Origin of the sequence: Pseudomonas sp. F9001, assembly GCF_013385435.1 — a bacterium.
In the GTDB taxonomy this organism is placed as follows: Bacteria; Pseudomonadota; Gammaproteobacteria; order Pseudomonadales; family Pseudomonadaceae; genus Aquipseudomonas.
Genome location: NZ_JACAPX010000030.1, coordinates 1 through 17,231 on the forward strand (window position 1 = coordinate 1; position 17,231 = coordinate 17,231).

At 62.4% G+C, this 17,231-nt stretch carries 15 protein-coding genes; 9 read left to right on the forward strand and 6 right to left on the reverse strand.

Features of this window, described 5'->3' with window-relative positions; translation table 11 throughout:
- Nucleotides 1-30: 30 nt before the first annotated feature.
- From urtE to urtA, 5 genes are all read right to left on the reverse strand, one after another.
- A complete protein-coding gene (gene urtE, locus HX818_RS24525) occupies nt 31-720 on the reverse strand; it encodes an urea ABC transporter ATP-binding subunit UrtE (RefSeq protein WP_008430563.1) in 690 nt (229 codons plus the stop codon).
- A 10-nt stretch (nt 721-730) separates the two neighbouring features.
- A complete protein-coding gene (gene urtD / locus HX818_RS24530; protein WP_003218258.1) occupies nt 731-1,489 on the reverse strand; it encodes an urea ABC transporter ATP-binding protein UrtD in 759 nt (252 codons plus the stop codon).
- Entirely contained in the window at nt 1,486-2,646 is a 1,161-nt protein-coding gene (gene urtC, locus HX818_RS24535) for an urea ABC transporter permease subunit UrtC (RefSeq protein ID WP_003218260.1), read from the reverse strand. Before urtC ends, urtD begins: the two co-directional genes overlap by 4 nt.
- A gap of 10 nt (nt 2,647-2,656) precedes the next feature.
- Nucleotides 2,657-3,574 carry an urea ABC transporter permease subunit UrtB gene (urtB, locus tag HX818_RS24540; RefSeq protein WP_177010127.1) on the reverse strand — a complete coding sequence of 306 codons (918 nt, stop codon included), beginning with the start codon at nt 3,572-3,574 and terminating at the stop codon, nt 2,657-2,659.
- Nucleotides 3,575-3,739: 165 nt separating this feature from the next.
- Complete coding sequence (urtA, locus tag HX818_RS24545) at nt 3,740-4,948, reverse strand: urea ABC transporter substrate-binding protein (RefSeq protein WP_003218263.1); 1,209 nt, start codon at nt 4,946-4,948, stop codon at nt 3,740-3,742.
- Between the two features lie 354 nt (nt 4,949-5,302).
- Between urtA and HX818_RS24550 the strand changes: the two genes are divergently transcribed.
- Together HX818_RS24550 and HX818_RS24555 are read left to right on the forward strand one after the other, a co-directional pair.
- Nucleotides 5,303-8,689, forward strand: coding sequence for an ATP-binding protein (locus HX818_RS24550; protein ID WP_177020902.1), 3,387 nt, complete (start codon nt 5,303-5,305; stop codon nt 8,687-8,689).
- Nucleotides 8,664-9,362 (forward strand): response regulator, encoded by a 699-nt coding sequence (locus tag HX818_RS24555; RefSeq protein WP_177010125.1) that lies wholly within the window; start codon nt 8,664-8,666, stop codon nt 9,360-9,362. Before HX818_RS24550 ends, HX818_RS24555 begins: the two co-directional genes overlap by 26 nt.
- A gap of 116 nt (nt 9,363-9,478) precedes the next feature.
- Here HX818_RS24555 and HX818_RS24560 read toward each other — a convergent pair whose 3' ends face one another.
- Nucleotides 9,479-10,309 carry an IclR family transcriptional regulator gene (locus HX818_RS24560; RefSeq protein ID WP_003218269.1) on the reverse strand — a complete coding sequence of 277 codons (831 nt, stop codon included), beginning with the start codon at nt 10,307-10,309 and terminating at the stop codon, nt 9,479-9,481.
- A 241-nt stretch (nt 10,310-10,550) separates the two neighbouring features.
- On the opposite strand from HX818_RS24560, the gene HX818_RS24565 reads away from it, so the two are divergent.
- Genes HX818_RS24565 through HX818_RS24595 form a run of 7 tightly spaced genes read left to right on the forward strand, consistent with a single transcriptional unit; the run spans nt 10,551 to nt 16,999 of the window.
- The gene (locus tag HX818_RS24565) at nt 10,551-11,579 is read left to right on the forward strand and encodes an ABC transporter ATP-binding protein (protein ID WP_008430556.1); all 1,029 of its coding nucleotides are present in this window, start codon (nt 10,551-10,553) and stop codon (nt 11,577-11,579) included.
- Complete coding sequence (locus HX818_RS24570; protein ID WP_003218273.1) at nt 11,576-12,421, forward strand: ABC transporter permease; 846 nt, start codon at nt 11,576-11,578, stop codon at nt 12,419-12,421. The genes HX818_RS24565 and HX818_RS24570 overlap by 4 nt, the downstream gene beginning before the upstream one ends.
- 4 nt (nt 12,422-12,425) lie before the next feature.
- Nucleotides 12,426-13,220 (forward strand): ABC transporter permease, encoded by a 795-nt coding sequence (locus HX818_RS24575; RefSeq protein WP_003218275.1) that lies wholly within the window; start codon nt 12,426-12,428, stop codon nt 13,218-13,220.
- Nucleotides 13,220-13,510 carry a (2Fe-2S)-binding protein gene (locus tag HX818_RS24580; RefSeq protein ID WP_003218277.1) on the forward strand — a complete coding sequence of 97 codons (291 nt, stop codon included), beginning with the start codon at nt 13,220-13,222 and terminating at the stop codon, nt 13,508-13,510. Before HX818_RS24575 ends, HX818_RS24580 begins: the two co-directional genes overlap by 1 nt.
- Complete coding sequence (locus tag HX818_RS24585; protein ID WP_177020903.1) at nt 13,507-14,850, forward strand: NAD(P)/FAD-dependent oxidoreductase; 1,344 nt, start codon at nt 13,507-13,509, stop codon at nt 14,848-14,850. Before HX818_RS24580 ends, HX818_RS24585 begins: the two co-directional genes overlap by 4 nt.
- The gene (locus HX818_RS24590) at nt 14,847-15,950 is read left to right on the forward strand and encodes an FAD-binding oxidoreductase (protein WP_177020904.1); all 1,104 of its coding nucleotides are present in this window, start codon (nt 14,847-14,849) and stop codon (nt 15,948-15,950) included. The genes HX818_RS24585 and HX818_RS24590 overlap by 4 nt, the downstream gene beginning before the upstream one ends.
- A gap of 17 nt (nt 15,951-15,967) precedes the next feature.
- On the forward strand, nt 15,968-16,999 hold the full coding sequence (locus tag HX818_RS24595) for an ABC transporter substrate-binding protein (protein ID WP_003218283.1): 1,032 nt from the start codon (nt 15,968-15,970) through the stop codon (nt 16,997-16,999).
- The last annotated feature ends 232 nt before the right edge of the window (nt 17,000-17,231 follow it).

Here is a 17,231-nt window from a genome sequence, read left to right on the forward strand (position 1 = left end):
ACCCAAATAACGGATATGTACCCAGCCAGGTCAAACCGACAAGTACCGACTGATAGTCGCCTCATCCACCCGATCCCGAGTTTCCTCAATCACAAACCTCCCCTTCTCAATCACCAAAAACCGATCAGCAATTTCCAAAGTAAACGACAACACCTGCTCAGAAACAACAATCGTCAAATCCCGCAAATTGCGAATCTCCTTAAGCGTACGAGCAATGTCCTTGATGATCGAAGGCTGAATCCCCTCAGTCGGCTCATCGAGCAACAACACCTTGGGATTCGTCGCCAACGCCCGGGCAATCGCCAACTGCTGTTGCTGCCCCCCAGACAAATTCCCACCCTTGCGCGAACGCATGTCATAGAGCACCGGAAACAGCGCATACAAATCCTCAGGCACCCTGCCCCGGGCCGCCGCCGGCAACCCAGTCTGAATATTCTCCAACACACTCATGCTGGGAAAAATCATCCGCCCCTGCGGCACATAGGCAATCCCCCGCTCCACCCGCTCATGGGTTTCAAGCGCAGACACATCATGCCCATCCACACTCACCTGCCCCTGCCACTGCGGCAAAATACCCATCAGGCTCTTGAACAACGTGGTCTTGCCCATCCCGTTGCGCCCCATCACCGCGACGATCTCACGCTTCGCCACATCCAGTTCCAGGTCGTGAAGAATCTGGCTCTGCCCGTACCCACACGACAGTTTGTCGATCTTGAACATGCCCGACTCCTCAGTGGCCCAAATACACTTCAATGACTTTCGGATTGCTCTGCACCGACTCCATGCTGCCCTCGGCCAGCACCTTGCCCTGATGCAAAACCGTGACCTTGTGGGCAATGCTCTTGACGAACTCCATGTCATGCTCGATCACCAACACCGAGCGCCCCTGGCTGATGCGCTTTAGCAACTCGGCCGTTTGCGCCCGCTCGTTGACGCTCATCCCGGCCACCGGCTCGTCGAGCATCAGCAATTCAGGGTCTTGCATCAGCAGCATGCCAATCTCCAGCCACTGCTTTTGCCCGTGGGACAGCAGGTCCGCCTGCTGCTGCAACAAGTCGCCGAGGAAGATTTCCCGCGCCACCTCCTCGACCCGCGCAATCACCTGGGCATTACGCTTGAAAAACAGCGCACCCCACACCTTGCGCCCGGCCGGATACGACATCTCGAGGTTTTCAAACACCGTGAGGTTTTCGTAGATCGATGGGTTCTGGAACTTGCGCCCTACCCCGGCGCGCACGATGTTGTATTCGCGCATTTTGGTCAGTTCCTGGCCGTCGAACTGGATGCTGCCACTGGTGGCGCGGGTCTTGCCGCAGATCAAATCCAGCACCGTGGTTTTGCCGGCGCCGTTGGGCCCGATCACTACCCGCACTTCATTGCGGTCGATATACAGGTTGAGGTTGTCGACAGCCTTGAAGCCATCGAATGACACGGTGAGGCCTTCGATAGCCAATACCGGTTTTTTCATCTCAAAACCAACGGCGGTCATGGCTGTGTCTCCAGGATCTTGGCTTCCGCCTTGGGCTTGATCTTCGCCGGTTCGGCCTTGACCACCGGCTTGCGCCGCAACACCCGGGCCAGGGCCTGGCGACCATGGCTGTCCCACAACCCCGCCAGGCCGTTGGGGAAGTACATGACCACGGCGATAAACAACCCGCCCATCAGGTATAGCCACAGCTCGGGGAAGGATTCGGAAAAGTAGGTCTTGCCATAGTTCACCAGCAACGCGCCATACACCGCGCCCAGCAACGACATGCGCCCGCCCACCGCGGCAAAGATCACCATCTCGATGGACGGCACGATGCCCACGAACGACGGCGACATAAAGCCCACCTGCAAGGCAAACATCGCCCCGCCAATCGCCGAGAACGCCGCCGCCACGCAGAACACGAAAATCTTGAAGCTGGCCACGTCATACCCGGAAAACCGTACCCGCTCTTCCTTGTCGCGCATGGCCATCAACAGCCGGCCCAGCTTCGAGGCGAGGATGAAACGGCCAATGAAGATGCAGCCGAACAACAGCCCGGCGTTGATAAAATACAGGATCATCTTCGCGCCGTCACCGCGCAGGTCCCAGCCCAGCAGGGTCTTGAGGTCAGTAATGCCATTGACACCACCGGTAAGGCCTTGCTGGCCGACGATCAGCACCGTGAGGATCAGCGCAATCGCCTGGGTGACGATGGAGAAATACACATCGCCCACCCGCCGCTTGAACAGCGCCATGCCAATGATGAACGCCAGCAGCACCGGCACCGCAATCACCGCGAACAAGGTAAACGTGAAGCTGTGGAACGGCTGCCAGAGCCACGGCAATTCGGTGATCTGGTTCCAGTCCATGAAGTCCGGGATGCCCGGGGTGGACTGGATCTTGGTGCTGATCGGGTCCGAGGCCTCAAGCTTCAGGAACATCGCCATGCAGTAGCCGCCGACGCCGAAAAACACCCCCTGCCCGAGGCTGAGAATCCCGCCATAGCCCCAGCACAGCACCAGGCCCACCGCGACGAACGCGTAGGTCAGGTACTTGCCGACCATGTTCAGCCGGAAGGCGTCCAGGGTCAGCGGGAACACCACGAGGATCAACAGCGCCAACAGCACGATGCCGATCAGGTTTTGCTGGCCGCCCAGCAGTTTGTCTAGAGCCTTCATCGGTTCGCCTCTACTTGCGCACTTTGATGGAGAACAACCCTTGCGGGCGCAGCATCAGGATCAGGATCACCGACGACAGCGTCAGCACCTTGGCCATCGAGCCACTGAGGAAAAACTCCGACAGCGATTGGGTCTGGGCAATCACGAACGCCGAGGCAATGGTGCCGAACAGGCTTTGCGCGCCGCCGAACACCACCACCAGGAAGGTGTCGACGATGTACTGCGAACCGGCAGTCGGCCCGGTGGAGCCGATGGTGGTGAACGCCGCACCGGCCACGCCCGCCACGCCGCAGCCGAGGGCGAAGGTCATGCGGTCGACCTTGCGCGTGTTGATGCCCACCGCCCGGCTCATCAAGCGGTTCTGCACGGTGGCGCGCACCTGCAAGCCCCAGCGCGAGCGGTAGAGCATGACGAAGATCGCACCGGTCAGCAGCACGGTCAGGCCCATCATGAACAGGCCGTTGCGCGGGATCTCGATGGCATCGCTGAGGTTCACCGAACCCATCAGCCAGGCCGGCGGTTCGGCGCTCACTTCACGGGCGCCGAACACCGAGCGGAAGGTTTGCTGCATCACCAGGGACAAACCCCAGGTGGCGAGCAAAGTGTCCAGGGGCCGCTTGTACAAGCGGCTGATCATCGCCCATTCCACCAGCCAGCCCACGGCGCCGGCAACGAGGAATGAGAGGGCAATGGCAACGAAAAAGTAGTACGGCTGAAAGCTTGGCGCGAAATGCGCGGTAAGGCTTGAACAGACGTAGGTGGTGTAGGCGCCAATGGTCAGGAACTCACCGTGGGCCATGTTGATCACGCCCATCTGGCCGAAGATGATTGCCAGTCCCAATGCCATCAGCAACAGCACGCAGAACACGGACAAGCCGTTGAACCCCTGCATCGCCGCGATGGCTCCAAATTCCGATAGCCATTCCATGATGATGGTCTCCTGAGCGGGAGGTTGAAATGCAATCTGCTTTTGCTTTTTTATGTGGGAGCTGGCTTGCCTGCGATGGAATCACCTCGGTGTCACTGAAAGACCGAGTCGCCTGCATCGCGGGCAAGCCCGGCTCCCACAGAAGCCGGGTTTACACGTCAAAGGTTATTGATAGCCTTTCGGAAACGGATTCGGCTCGATCAGATCCGACTCGTAGATCACCTTGAACTGGCCATTGGGCTGCACTTCGCCGATGCGCGACTTGCTCCACAGGTGATGGTTTTCGTGGATCTTCACATAGCCTTCCGGCGCGTTTTTCAACTCGATGCCAGGCGATGCGGCGACGACTTTATCCACGTCGAAACTGCCGGCCTTCTCCACCGCCGCTTTCCACAACCAGGGGCCGAGGTAGGCCGCCTGGGTCACGTCGCCAATCACTGCGTCCTTGCCGTACTTGGCCTTGAACGCTTCCACGAAGGCTTTGTTGTTCGGGTTGTCGAGGCTCTGGAAGTACTTCATCGAGGCATAGAAGCCGGCCATGTTTTCGCCGCCGATGCCCAGCAGTTCGTCTTCGGTCACCGACAGGGTCAACAGGGTTTGCTTGGACGCATTCACGCCCGCTGCGTTGAGCTGTTTGTAGAAGGCCACGTTGGAGCCGCCCACCACGGCCGCAAACACCACGTCAGGCTTTTTCAGCTTGACCTTGTTGATCAGCGAACCGAACTGGGTGTTGCCCAGCGGGTAGTAGTCTTCGCCGACCACGGTGCCGTGCAGGACGTTTTCAATGTGCTTGCGCGCGATCTTCATCGAGGTGCGCGGCCAGATGTAGTCCGAGCCCACCAGGTAGAAGGTTTTGGCGCCCTTGGTCTTGGCGATCCAGTCGAGGCTGGCAAGGATTTGCTGGGTCGCTTCCTGGCCGGTGTAGATCACGTTTTTCGACTGTTCCAGGCCTTCATAGAAGGTCGGGTAGTAGAGCAGGCCGTTTTCTTTCTCGAAGATCGGCAATACGGCTTTACGTGAAGCGGAGGTCCAGCAGCCGAACACTGCAGCCACCTTGTCGTTCACCAGCAGTTTCTTGGCCTTTTCGGCGAAGGTCGGCCAGTCGGACGCGCCGTCTTCCTGGATCACCTTGATCTGCCGCCCGAGGATCCCGCCCGAGGCGTTGATCTGCTCGATGGCCAGGCGTTCGGCCTGGATCGAACCGGTTTCGGAAATCGCCATGGTGCCGGTGGCCGAGTGCAACTGGCCGACGGTGACTTCGGTGGGCGTCACCGCCAGGCCTTCGTTGTCGGCCATGACGCCATGGCTGAACAGACTCGCCGCCAGCAGTGATAAGGCCAACAACGGTTTGGAGCGGATCAATCGTGATTCCATGGGGCGACTCCTCTGCAATGAGGGGTTCAGCATGGCGGCAGGTGGCCACGGCGGGTATACGCAGCCTGACGTAACGGGGTACGTCATTTGACGTATGCCGTTGCGCACCATTTTCGAGCAGGATCCCGCCCGCCTTGGGAAAGGAAACCCCTGTGGCGAGGGAGCTTGCTCCCGTTGGGCTGCGCAGCGGCGCCAAAACCGGCGACCCGGTTCTGCCTGGAAAAATGAAGTGGTCTTGCTGGGCCTGCTTCGCAGTCCAACGGGAGCAAGCTCCCTCGCCACGAAGAGCGCACCCCGCAGGACTGGGGCACGAATATTGCTGCCATCTCCCCATCCTTGCAGGAGTTCCCCACCGTGCACCCCCTCCCCGGCACCCAGCGCATCGTCAAGATCCGCCGCGACTACAACTCCTGGGTCGCCGACGAGACCATGGAAGACTACGCCCTGCGCTACACCCCGAAGTCCTTCCGCAAATGGTCGGAACTGCGCATCGCCAACACCGCCTTGGGCGCGGTGTCGTTCCTGGCGCTGGAGGCCATCGGCGGCGTATTGGCCTTGAGCTACGGCTTTACCAACACCTTCTGGGCGATCCTCGCCATCAGCCTGGTGATCTTTCTCACCGGCCTGCCCATCAGCTACTACGCCGCCCGCTATGGCGTAGACATGGACCTGCTGACCCGCGGCGCGGGCTTCGGTTACATCGGCTCCACCATCACCTCGCTGATCTACGCCAGTTTCACCTTCCTGTTCTTCGCCCTGGAAGCGGCGATCATGGCCCTTGCCCTGGAGTTGTATTTCCATATCCCGCTGGCCATCGCCTATGTCATCTGTTCACTGCTGGTGATCCCGCTGGTGGCCTACGGCGTAACGCTGATCAGCCGCCTGCAATTGTGGACGCAACCGCTGTGGCTGGTGCTGCTGGTGCTGCCCTATGGCTTCGTGTTGTGGAAGAACCCCGAGGCCTTCAGCGACTGGACCAGCTTTGTCGGCCGCAGCAGCGACGGTGGCGACTTCAATCTGCTGTCGTTCTGCGCCGCCTGCACCGTGGCGCTGTCGCTGGTCACGCAGATCGGCGAACAGGTGGACTACCTGCGCTTCCTTCCGGAAAAAACCAGCGCCAACCGCAAGCGCTGGTGGGCCGCGCTGTTATGCGCCGGGCCCGGCTGGATCGTGCCGGGGGCGTTGAAAATGTTCGCCGGGGCGTTCCTGGCGTTCCTCGCCCTGCAACATGAAATCCCCATGGAGCGCGCCGCCGAGCCAACCCAGATGTACCTCGTCGCGTTCGGCTATGTGTTCTCCTCTCCCGAATGGGCGCTGGGGGCGATGGTGCTGTTCGTGTTCATCTCGCAGATGAAGATCAACCTGACCAACGCCTACGCCGGCTCCCTGGCCTGGTCGAACTTCTTTGCCCGCGTGACCCACAGCCACCCCGGCCGCGTGGTGTGGCTGGTGTTCAACGTCGCCATTGCGCTGATGCTGATGGAGCTCGGCGTGTTCGATGTGATCGAGCAGGTGCTGGGGCTCTACGCGAATATCGCGATTGCCTGGATCGGCACGCTGGTAGCGGACCTGGTAATCAACAAGCCCCTGGGCCTGTCACCCAAGCACATCGAATTCAAGCGTGCGCACCTCTACGACATCAACCCGGTGGGCGTCGGCTCGATGCTGATTGCCTCGCTGCTGTCGATTCTCGCCCACTTCGGCCTGTTCGGCGCCCTGGCCCAGGCTGCGCCACCGTTTGTCGCGCTGGGCACCGCGTTAATCATGGCGCCGCTATTGGCGTGGCTGACCAAGGGCCGCTACTACATTGCGCGCAGCAGCGAGGCGCAATTGATTCACCCGCAACCCGGCACCGGCCTGGTGATCTGCGGGCTGTGCAGCAACCCGTTCGAGACCGCCGACATGGCGTTCTGCCCGGCCTACAGCACGCCGATCTGCTCGCTCTGTTGCTCACTGGATGCGCGTTGCGGCGACCGTTGCAAACCCCACGCACGCCTGGCCAGCCAGTTCGAAGGGGTGTTGCGCTGGTTGCTGCCGACGACGTTGGTACCGCGCCTGCATACGCGGCTGGCGCATTACCTCGGATTGTTGATGGCGCTGGTGCTGATGCTCGCCGGGGCCCTGGCGCTGATCTACATGCAGGCGGCCCAGGGTTTGCCCCATTCGCAAACCTTGTACCAGGCGTTTTTCAAGGCGTTCCTCACGCTCTCGGTGCTGGCCGCCGTACTCGCCTGGTGGGTAGTACTCACCCGCGAAAGCCGGCGGGTGGCCCAGGAAGAATCCGACCGGCAAACCTCGCTGCTGATGCAGGAGATCGCCGCCCACAGCCTCACCGACCAGGCCCTGCAACAGGCCAAGGAAGCCTCGGAAGCAGCGAACGCGGCCAAGAGTCGCTACGTCACCGGGCTGTCCCACGAGCTGCGCACGCCGCTCAACAGCATCCTCGGCTTCACCCAGATTCTGCAGCGCGACAGTGCCATGCCCGAACAGCATCAGGATGCCCTGGCGACCATCCTGCGCAGCGGCTCGCACCTGCTGTCGCTGATCGACGGCCTGCTGGACGTGGCCAAGATCGAGGCCGGCAAGCTGCGCCTGGAGCTCACCGAAATCCCCTTCCCGGAACTGATCCACGACCTGGAGCAGATGTTCACCCCCCAGGCCGAAGACAAGGGCCTGCGCTTTCGCCTGGACTGCGTGGGCAAGATCCCCGCCGTAGTGCGCGGCGATGAAAAACGCGTGCGGCAGATCCTGATCAACCTGCTGGGCAACGCGATCAACTTTACCGACAGCGGCGAGGTGCGCCTGCGGGTCAGCTACATGCGCGAGACCGCCAACTTCGAGATCATCGACACCGGCATCGGGATTGACCCCGAACAGATCGAGCGGATTTTCCAGCCGTTCGAACGCGGCGACCTGATGCGCCAGGACAAGGGCGTGGGTCTGGGCCTGACCATCACACGCATGCTGACCTCGCTGATGGGCGGCGAATTGCGGGTGGTCAGCGAGCTGGACAAGGGCACCTGCTTCCAGGTACGGCTGTTCCTGTCCCAGGTCCGCGTGCCGCAAGCCGTGGTGCATGTGGAGCACGACATCATCGGTTACCACGGCGAACGACGGCGCATCCTGGTGGTGGATGACCACGTGGACCATCGCAAGGTGCTCAGCGGCATGCTCACGCCCCTGGGCTTCGAGGTGTCCCAGGCCAGCAATGGCCAGGAGGCGATCCGCCAGGTGGCGCTGCTGTCGCCGGACCTGATCCTGATGGACCTGTCGATGCCGACCATGGACGGCTGGGCCACCAGCAGGCTGATCCGGCGTAACGCGTTGTCCACCGCGCCGATAATCATCATCTCCGCCAACGCCTTCACCGACGACCGCGAACGCAGCATCGCCGGTGCCTGCAACGACTACCTGGCCAAGCCGGTGCGTACCCCTGAATTGCTCGGGCGCCTGCAACTGCACCTGGACTTGCAATGGCTGCGCCGTCGCACACCGCTCGCCGCGCCGGTCGCGACCCAAGGCGCGCTACCCAGCGCAGAAGAACTCGCGGTGCTCGCCGAACTGAGCGCCATTGGCTATGTGCGTGGTTTGCATGAAAAGCTCGACGCCATCGTGCTGGACAGCCCAGGTACCGCACCGTTCATCAACAAGCTCCGGGCCTTGCTGAAAAGTTTTCGCCTGGAAGAACTCAACCGCATCCTGAAGGAGGCCGAAGATGAATGCCTTGACCCACAGCGCTGAGCCCGGCGTGGTGCTGATTGTCGACGACACCCCGGACAACCTGGCCATGCTCTCCGACGCCCTGGACGACGCCGGCTACATGGTGCTGGTGGCGCTGGACGGCCTCAGCGCGCTGAACCGCGTGCAACGCCGACGCCCGGATTTGATCCTGCTGGACGCGGTGATGCCCGGGTTGGACGGATTTGAAACCTGCCGCCGGCTCAAGGCGCAACCGGCCAGCGCGGATATTCCGGTGGTGTTCATGACCGGGCTCACCGACAGCAAGCATGTGGTGCAGGGGTTCGAGGTGGGCGGGAGTGACTACGTGACCAAGCCGATCCAGACGGATGAAGTGCTGGCGCGGGTGGCGGCGCATTTGCGTACGTCGCGGATTTTGCTGTCGGCGCGTGCGGCGACACAGCCGAGCGTGATCACCCTGGAGGATGAGCCGGCGCACAAGCTATTGTCGGCGCGGTTTCAACTGACGGAGCGGGAGGTGGAAGTGCTGCGTTGGGTGGCGTGTGGCAAGACCAATCGGGATATTGGCGACATTCTTGGGTTGAGTCCGAGGACGGTGAACAAGCATCTGGAGCATGTGTATGTGAAGCTGGGAGTGGAGACGCGCACGGCGGCGACTTCGGTGGCGATGGCGGCGATGAGTCCGGTGCGCTCCCAAACCATGGCGACAATCTAATGTGGGAGCTGGCTTGCCTGCGATGGCGGTCTATCAGTGACAAAAAGGTTGGCTGACCCACCGCTATCGCAGGCAAGCCAGCTCCCACATTTGATCTCTGTTGTGGCTGATAACTGCTACCCACCGAAGATCTGCGAAGGCCGGCGCAACGTCGGATCAAACGGGTTGATCTTCGGCCCGATCGCCGCCGCCTCGCGCTTCAACAACTCCACCACCGTCGGCAACCGCCCCGGCCCCAGCCGGTCGCTGATGGTCGCCACACTCAACGCCGCCACCGCATGCCCATTGCGATCCAGGATCGGCACCGCCAACCCGGCCATGCCTTCCAGCACCCCGGTATTGCGCGCCGCATACCCCAACCGCCGCACACTCTCCACCTCCGAACGCAAAAACACCTCGTCGTACAGGTGAAAATCCTTGAGCCGCGGCAAGTTGTAGCGGATCACCGTCTCGCGCTCTTCCTCCGGCAAAAACGCCAAAATCGCCAGGCTGCCCTGCCCCACGCCCAGCGCCACGCGGCCGCCGATATCACCGGTAAAGGTACGGATCGGATACGGCCCCTCACTGCGGTCCAGGCAGATCGCATCAAACCCGCTGCGCGCCAGCAGGAACAATGAATCCCCCAACGACGCACTGAGGCGCAACATGCTCGGCCGCACCAGGTCCCGCAGGTTGCCGGTGTTGCCCGCATTCGCCGCCAGTGCGAAGAACTCCAGGCTCAGCCGATAGCGCTTGCTGCGCGCATCCTGCTCCACCATGCCCTCGTCCATCAGGCTGCGCAGCAGTCGGTGGGTGGTGGGTTGCGACAGCCCCACCTGCTGCGCCAGTTGCGTCACCCGTTCACCACCGTCCGGCGCCGCGCCGAGGATGCGCAGTAATGCAAACAACCGGGAGACGCCACCGGCGCCGACTTCCTTGACACTTTCATTCCGCTCAGTGGAATCCATAAGCCGATATCTCACACTAAATTCTGGTCAGTGAATGAAACTGAAAAAAGTACTCTATCCAGTGAAATTCCATCTTCCGCCATCCTAGTCTTTCGCCCTAATCTGCGTCCACAGGGGCGAAATGAACAACTAACGGCAGCCGACTCAAGATCGAGCGCCAACGCACCCGCAACACCCTTTTCGCATCTGCCCAAAACAAAAAAGCGCGTTTCGACGCGACTCAAAAAGGTGGAACGCAGACATGGCTTTTCTCCAACTCAACGCCTTGAGCAAACGCTACGGCGCCGTCGACGCGGTGGTCGCCACTGATCTTGCGGTGGAAAAAGGCGAATTCGTGTCCCTGCTTGGCCCCTCGGGCTGCGGCAAGACCACCACCTTGCAAATGATCGCCGGCTTCGTCGACGTCACCGGTGGCCAGATCGTCCTCGACGGTCGCGACATCACCCATGCCAAACCCGCCAGCCGCGGCCTCGGCGTGGTGTTCCAGAGCTATGCGCTGTTCCCCCACATGAGCGTGCGCGACAACGTCGCCTTCGGCCTGAAGATGCGCAAGGTGCCTGCCACTGAGATCGCAAGCAGAGTCAAGACTGTGCTGGAACTGGTGCGCCTGGCGCCACACGCCGAGCGCTACCCGCGGGAACTGTCCGGCGGCCAGCGCCAGCGCGTGGCCCTGGCCCGCGCCCTGGTGATCGAGCCGCCGGTGTTGCTGCTGGACGAGCCCCTCTCCAACCTCGACGCCAACCTGCGCGAAGAGATGCAGTTCGAGATCCGTCGCATCCAGTGTGAAGTCGGGATCACCACCCTGATGGTCACCCACGACCAGGCCGAGGCGCTGTCCATCAGCGACCGGGTAGTAGTGATGCAGGCCGGGCGCGTGACGCAGATCGACGCGCCGTACAAACTCTATGAACACCCGCGCACACGCTTCATCTCGGATTTTGTCGGCAAGGCCAACCTGCTGGCGGGCGACTTCGATCAACTCGGCGCGCCGCAAGTGCGCTTCGAGCCCGGCAACGGCGAACTGACCCTGAGCCTGCGCCCGGAAAAGATCGACCTGGTGGCGGCCAGCAAGGGCCGGCTGCAAGGCCGGATCCTCGACAGCTACTTCTTCGGCAGCCAATGGCTGTATCGCATCAAGACCGAGATCGGCGAGCTGACCGTGGTCCGTCGCAACGACGGCAGCGCGCCATTGGCTTGCGGCGCTGCAGTGGGACTGGACTGGGAGTCGAACCTGTTGCGGGTGCTGGCCGCGGATGAGGTGCGCGCATGAGCCGTGGCTACCTGTTGTCGTTGCCGGCGCTGGTGTTGTTTTTCGGGCTGCTGATCCTGCCCCTGGGCCTGACACTGGTGCTGTCGTTCAACGTGTTCGACTATCAGGTTGGGGTGAAGGCCGATGAGTGGACCTTCGCCCACTACCTGTCGCTGTTCAGCGATTCGTACTTCTACGAAATCTTCTGGCGCACCTTCTGGATCAGTGCCCTGGTGACCTTGCTGTGTGTGGTGATCGGCGTGCCCGAGGCCTACATCCTCAGCCGCATGGGCACGCCATGGCGCTCGATCTTCCTGATCCTGATCCTCACCCCGCTGCTGATTTCGGTGGTGGTGCGGGCCTTCGGCTGGAGCCTGCTGCTGGGTGCCGATGGCCTGGTGAACCAGGTGATCCAGGCCCTGGGCGGCAAGCCGGTGAAGCTGCTGTACACCTCGTTCGCCGTGATCATCGCACTGGTGCACGTGATGCTGCCGTTCATGATCATCCCGGTGTGGACCTCCCTGCAGAAGCTCGACCCGTCGGCGGAACAGGCGGCGCTGTCCTTGGGTGCCAGCCAGGCCACGGTGATGCGCAAGATCGTGTTGCCGCAGGTGATGCCCGGCGTGCTGTCCGGCACCCTGATCGTGTTCGGCCTGGCTGCCAGCTCCTTCGCGATCCCCGGCCTGCTGGGCGGACGCCGCCTGAAGATGGTCGCCACGGTGGTCTACGACCAATACCTCTCGGAACTCAACTGGCCCATGGGCGCGACCATCGCGGTGGTGCTGCTGTTGGTCAACTTGCTGATCATGCTGAGCTGGAACCGCATGGTCGAAGGCCGCTACAAAAAGTCCCTGGGAGTATAAGACGATGTCCAGAAACGGTCCTTTGGCCCTTGGCTTTCACGGCCTGGTGGTGCTGTTCATGATGGCGCCGCTGGTGGTGGTGTGCCTCGTGGCCTTCACCCCGGAAAACACCTTGAGCCTGCCCACTTCGGGCTTCTCCCTGCGCTGGTTTCATGCGGTGTTCGAGCGCGCGGACTTTATCCAGGCGTTCTACAACAGCCTGGTCCTGGCGTTCGTTGCCGCCACCCTGGCGACGTTGATCGCGGTGCCGGCGGCGCTGGCAATCAGTCGCTACCAGTTCCCCGGCCGTAACTTCTTCAGTGCGCTGTTCCTCTCGCCGATCATCATCCCGCACCTGGTGCTGGGGGTGGCGATGCTGCGGCTGTTCGCAATGATGGGCGTCAACGGCAGCTTCACCTGGTTGATGCTGGCCCACGTGGTGATCATCACGCCTTACGTATTGCGCCTGGTATTGGCGGCCGCCATCGGCATTGACCGCAGCGCCGAGCAGGCTGCCGAATCCCTCGGCGCCAGCCGCTTCACCCTGTTTCGCCAGATCACCTTGCCGATGATTCTGCCCGGCGTGGCCGGCGGCTGGTTGCTGGCGTTCATCAACAGTTTCGATGAAGTGACCCTGTCGATCTTTGTCAGCTCGCCGGCCACCCAGACCTTGCCGGTGCGCATGTACGTGTACGCCACCGAATCCATCGACCCGATGATGGCGGCCGTGTCGGCGCTGGTGATCGGGTTGACGGCGGCGGCAATGATTCTGCTGGACCGGGTCTACGGCCTGGATCGCGTGTTGGTAGGGAAACATTGATGGCACTGTTCAAACGACTGGCGGAAACCGAGCGGCCCAGCCTGGCGTTCACCCTCGATGGGCAGCCTGCCACGGGCCTGCTCGGGGACACCTTGCTGACTGCCGTACTGACCTGCGCCGAGCACCTGCGGGGCAGTGATTTCAGCGCCGAACGCCGCGCCGGTTTCTGCCTGATGGGAGCTTGCCAGGATTGCTGGGTACGCCTGGAAGATGGTCGGCGAGTGCGCGCCTGTTCGACCTTGCTGGAAGACGGCCAGGCGATTCGCCGTGACCCGGGGCGCCAGGCATGAAGACCGTGGTGATAGTGGGCGCAGGCCCGGCGGGCATTACCGCAGCCCGGACCTTGCTGGACCATGGCGTAACCCCGGTGTTGGTGGACGAGAGCCTGCGCGGTGGCGGCCAGATCTATCGGCGCCAGCCGGCGAACTTCCAGCGCTCGGCCAAGCAGCTGTATGGGTTTGAAGCGGGCAAGGCGACAGCGCTGCATCGCACCATGGATGAGCTGGCCACCCGGATCGACTACCGGCCGGAAACCCTGGTGTGGAATGCGGAAAATGGCCGCCTGGACATGCTCAACAACGGCCACGCCGAAAGCATCGAATACGCGCAGATCATCGTCGCCACGGGCGCCACCGACCGCATCCTGCCCGTGCCGGGCTGGACGCTGCCCGGTGTGTACAGCCTGGGCGCGGCGCAAATCGCGCTGAAGTATCAAGGCTGCGCCATCGGTGAGCGCGTCGCGTTTTGCGGCAGCGGGCCGTTGCTGTACCTGGTGGCGTATCAGTACGCCAAGGCCGGGGCCAGGGTGGTGGCGGTGCTCGACAGCGCGCCGTTCAGCGCCCAATGCCGCGCCCTGCCGGCATTGCTCGGCCAGCCGGCGACCCTGGCCAAGGGTTTGTACTACCGCGCCTGGCTCACGGCCCACGGCATCCCGGTGCATCAAGGGGCAACGCTGTCGCACATCAACGGCGAGCAACGAGTGACGGGCATCCACTGGGACCAGCAGGAAATCGCCTGTGATGCCGTGGCCTTCGCCCATGCCCTGCGCAGCGAGACTCAACTGGCGGATTTACTCGGCTGTGAATTTGCCTGGAATGCATTGAACCGCGCCTGGTTGCCCCAGCGAGATGCGGCCGGGCGTAGCAGTGTCGCGGGGGTGTATCTGGCTGGCGACGGTGCAGGAATCATGGGCGCCGATGCGGCGCAAATGGCCGGCGAGCGAGCGGCATTGGCCTTGCTCGAAGACAGCGGTGTTGCCATCGACCACCGTCGCGGCCCCGTGCTGGAACAACAACTGGCAGGTATCCAGCGCTTTCGCCACGGCCTGGAAACCGCCTTCCCCTTCCCGGAAAACTGGGCCGCTAAAGCTCCGGACGAACTGATCCTGTGCCGCTGTGAAGAAGTCAGCGTCGGCGAAGTACGCGCGGTGGTGGACGAAGGCCACTGGGAAGTGAACCGGGTCAAGGCCCATTGCCGGGTTGGCATGGGCCGCTGCCAGGGCCGGATGTGCGGGCTGGCGGCGGCGGAAATCGTTGCCCAGCGCAGTGGCCGCGAGATTGAAAACGTTGGCCGCCTGCGTGGCCAGGCACCGATCAAACCCTTGCCGTTTGGCGTGGAGGCGCAGCCATGATCGACAGTGAAGTGATCGTGTTGGGTGGCGGGATTGTCGGGGCCTCGGCGGCGTTGATGCTGGCGCAAAAAGGTCGCCGCGTGGTGCTGCTGGAGCGGGACTTTTGTGGCTCGCACTCCAGTGGTGTGAACTATGGCGGCGTGCGGCGCCAGGGGCGGCCATTGCACCAACTGCCGCTATCGCAGCGTGCCCATAAGCTATGGTCCGACTTGCCGGGGCTGATTGGCATCGACGGCGAATACGTGCGCTCCGGGCATTTGAAACTGGCCCGCAGTCATGACGATCTGGCGGCTCTGCAGGCTTACGCCGACGCTACACGTGGCTTTGGCCTGGGCCTGCAAATGCTCGACCACGCTCAACTGCGCGCCCGGTTCCCGTGGGTGGGTGATGTGGCAGTCGGCGCGTCGTTATGCCCCGAAGACGGCCACGCCAATCCGCGCCTGGTCTCCCCCGCCTTTTCCCGCGCAGCGCAACGCCACGGTGCTCGGGTGATGGAGCAAACCGAAGTCACCCATCTTGAACATGACGGCCAGCGGTTTCAGTTGCGCTGTGCCAATGGGCTGCAGCTGCAAGCCCCCTGGCTGCTGAACTGCGCCGGCGCCTGGGCCGGCACCGTGGCCGCGTACTTTGGCGAGCCGGTGCCGATGACCTCGGCGCACCCGGCGATGCTGGTGACCGAGCCGTTGCCGGTGGTGATGGACGTGAGCACCGGGGTGGAAGGCGGCGGGATTTATGCGCGGCAAGTCGCCCGGGGCAATTGCATCCTCGGTGGCGGGCGCGGCTTTGCCCTGGGCCCGCAACAAGCCCGCCCGGGGCAAGCGGCGGTGCTGGAGATTCTGCGCAATGCCGGCGAGTTGTACCCGTTCCTCAAGGGTGCCCAGGCGATCCGTACCTGGAGCGGCACCGAAGGTTATCTGCCCGACCACGAACCGGTGATCGGCGACAGCAGCACCCAACCCGGCCTGCTCCACGGTTTCGGCTTTGCCGGCGCCGGGTTCCAGCTCGGCCCTGCGGTCGGTGAAGCCCTGGCAGAGATCGTCTGCACGGGGGCCAGCCGGCAGCCCATCGAAGCATTTTCCATCCGTCGTTTCCAAGCCTGAGAGGAAGATTCATGCACATGATCAAACGTACTGCGCTGTCTTGCCTGTCCCTCGCCCTGTTGAGCACGGCGGCCCACGCCGCACCGACGCTGTACCTGGGCATGAACGGCGGCACCATGGAGCGGGTCTACGCCGACAAGGTGCTGCCCGCGTTCGAAAAGGCCAACAACGTCAAGGTGGTGATCGTGCCGGGCACCTCGTCGGATATCCTGGCCAAGGTGCAGGCCAATAAGGACAACCCGCAGATGCACGTGATGTTCCTCGACGACGGCATCATGTACCGCGCGATTTCCATGGGGTTGTGCGAGAAGCTCACGCCCAATCCGACCCTGGATCAGATTCCGGCCAAGGCGAAGATCAAGGAAGAAGCGGTTGCGGTGACGCTCGGGGTGACCGGGTTGGGTTACAACGCCAAGATGTTCAAGGAAAAGGGCTGGGCGCCGCCGACGTCGTGGATGGACCTGGCCGACCCGCGCTTCAAGGACAAGGTGGTGTTCCAGTCGTTGGCCTCGTCCACATTTGGGTTGCACGGGTTCCTCATGTTCAACCGGATTCAGGGGGGTAGCGAGACCAACGTGGAGCCGGGGTTCAAGGCCTGGCCGAAAACCGTCGGGCCCAACGTGCTGGAGTACATCGCCAGCTCGGCGAAGATTTCCGAGATGGTGCAGACGGATGAGGCGGCGATCTTTCCGCTGACGCCGACGCAGGTGACCACGCAACAGTTGTTGGGTGTGCCGATGGAGTATGCGCAGCCGAAAGAAGGCGCGGTGGTGTTGAACGTGGCGGAGTGTGTGATTGCGCGGAATGACCAGCCGGAGTTGGCGCAAAAACTGGCGCAGTTCTTGTTGACCGCAGAGGCTCAGGCGCCGGCTTTGGAACTGGGGGATCAGATTCCTTCGAATCCTACGACGCCGACCACGGATAAGACTCGGGCTCGGGTGGAGGCAATGAACAGTTATTTGCAGACGGCGATTTCGATTGACTGGGATCAGGTGAACCAGGCACGGCCCGAGTGGAATGCGCGGTGGAGTCGGTCGATTGAGCGGTAGGCTTTGGGGGTGAATATCCGTTATTTGGGTGATGGCTTAAATTGGTTCCGCTCTTACAGCGGCTCACTTTTGAACAGCGCAAAAGTAAGCAAAACGCTCTTGCCCCACCACTCGGCACCTCGCTTAGGCTCGGTGTGCCCTCACTCCGGCTTTGGACCGTGGGCCGCCGTCATGGGCCATCCTTGGCCCAGGACGGCTAACCCGGCGTCCTGCCGGGTTACCCACGCTCCAA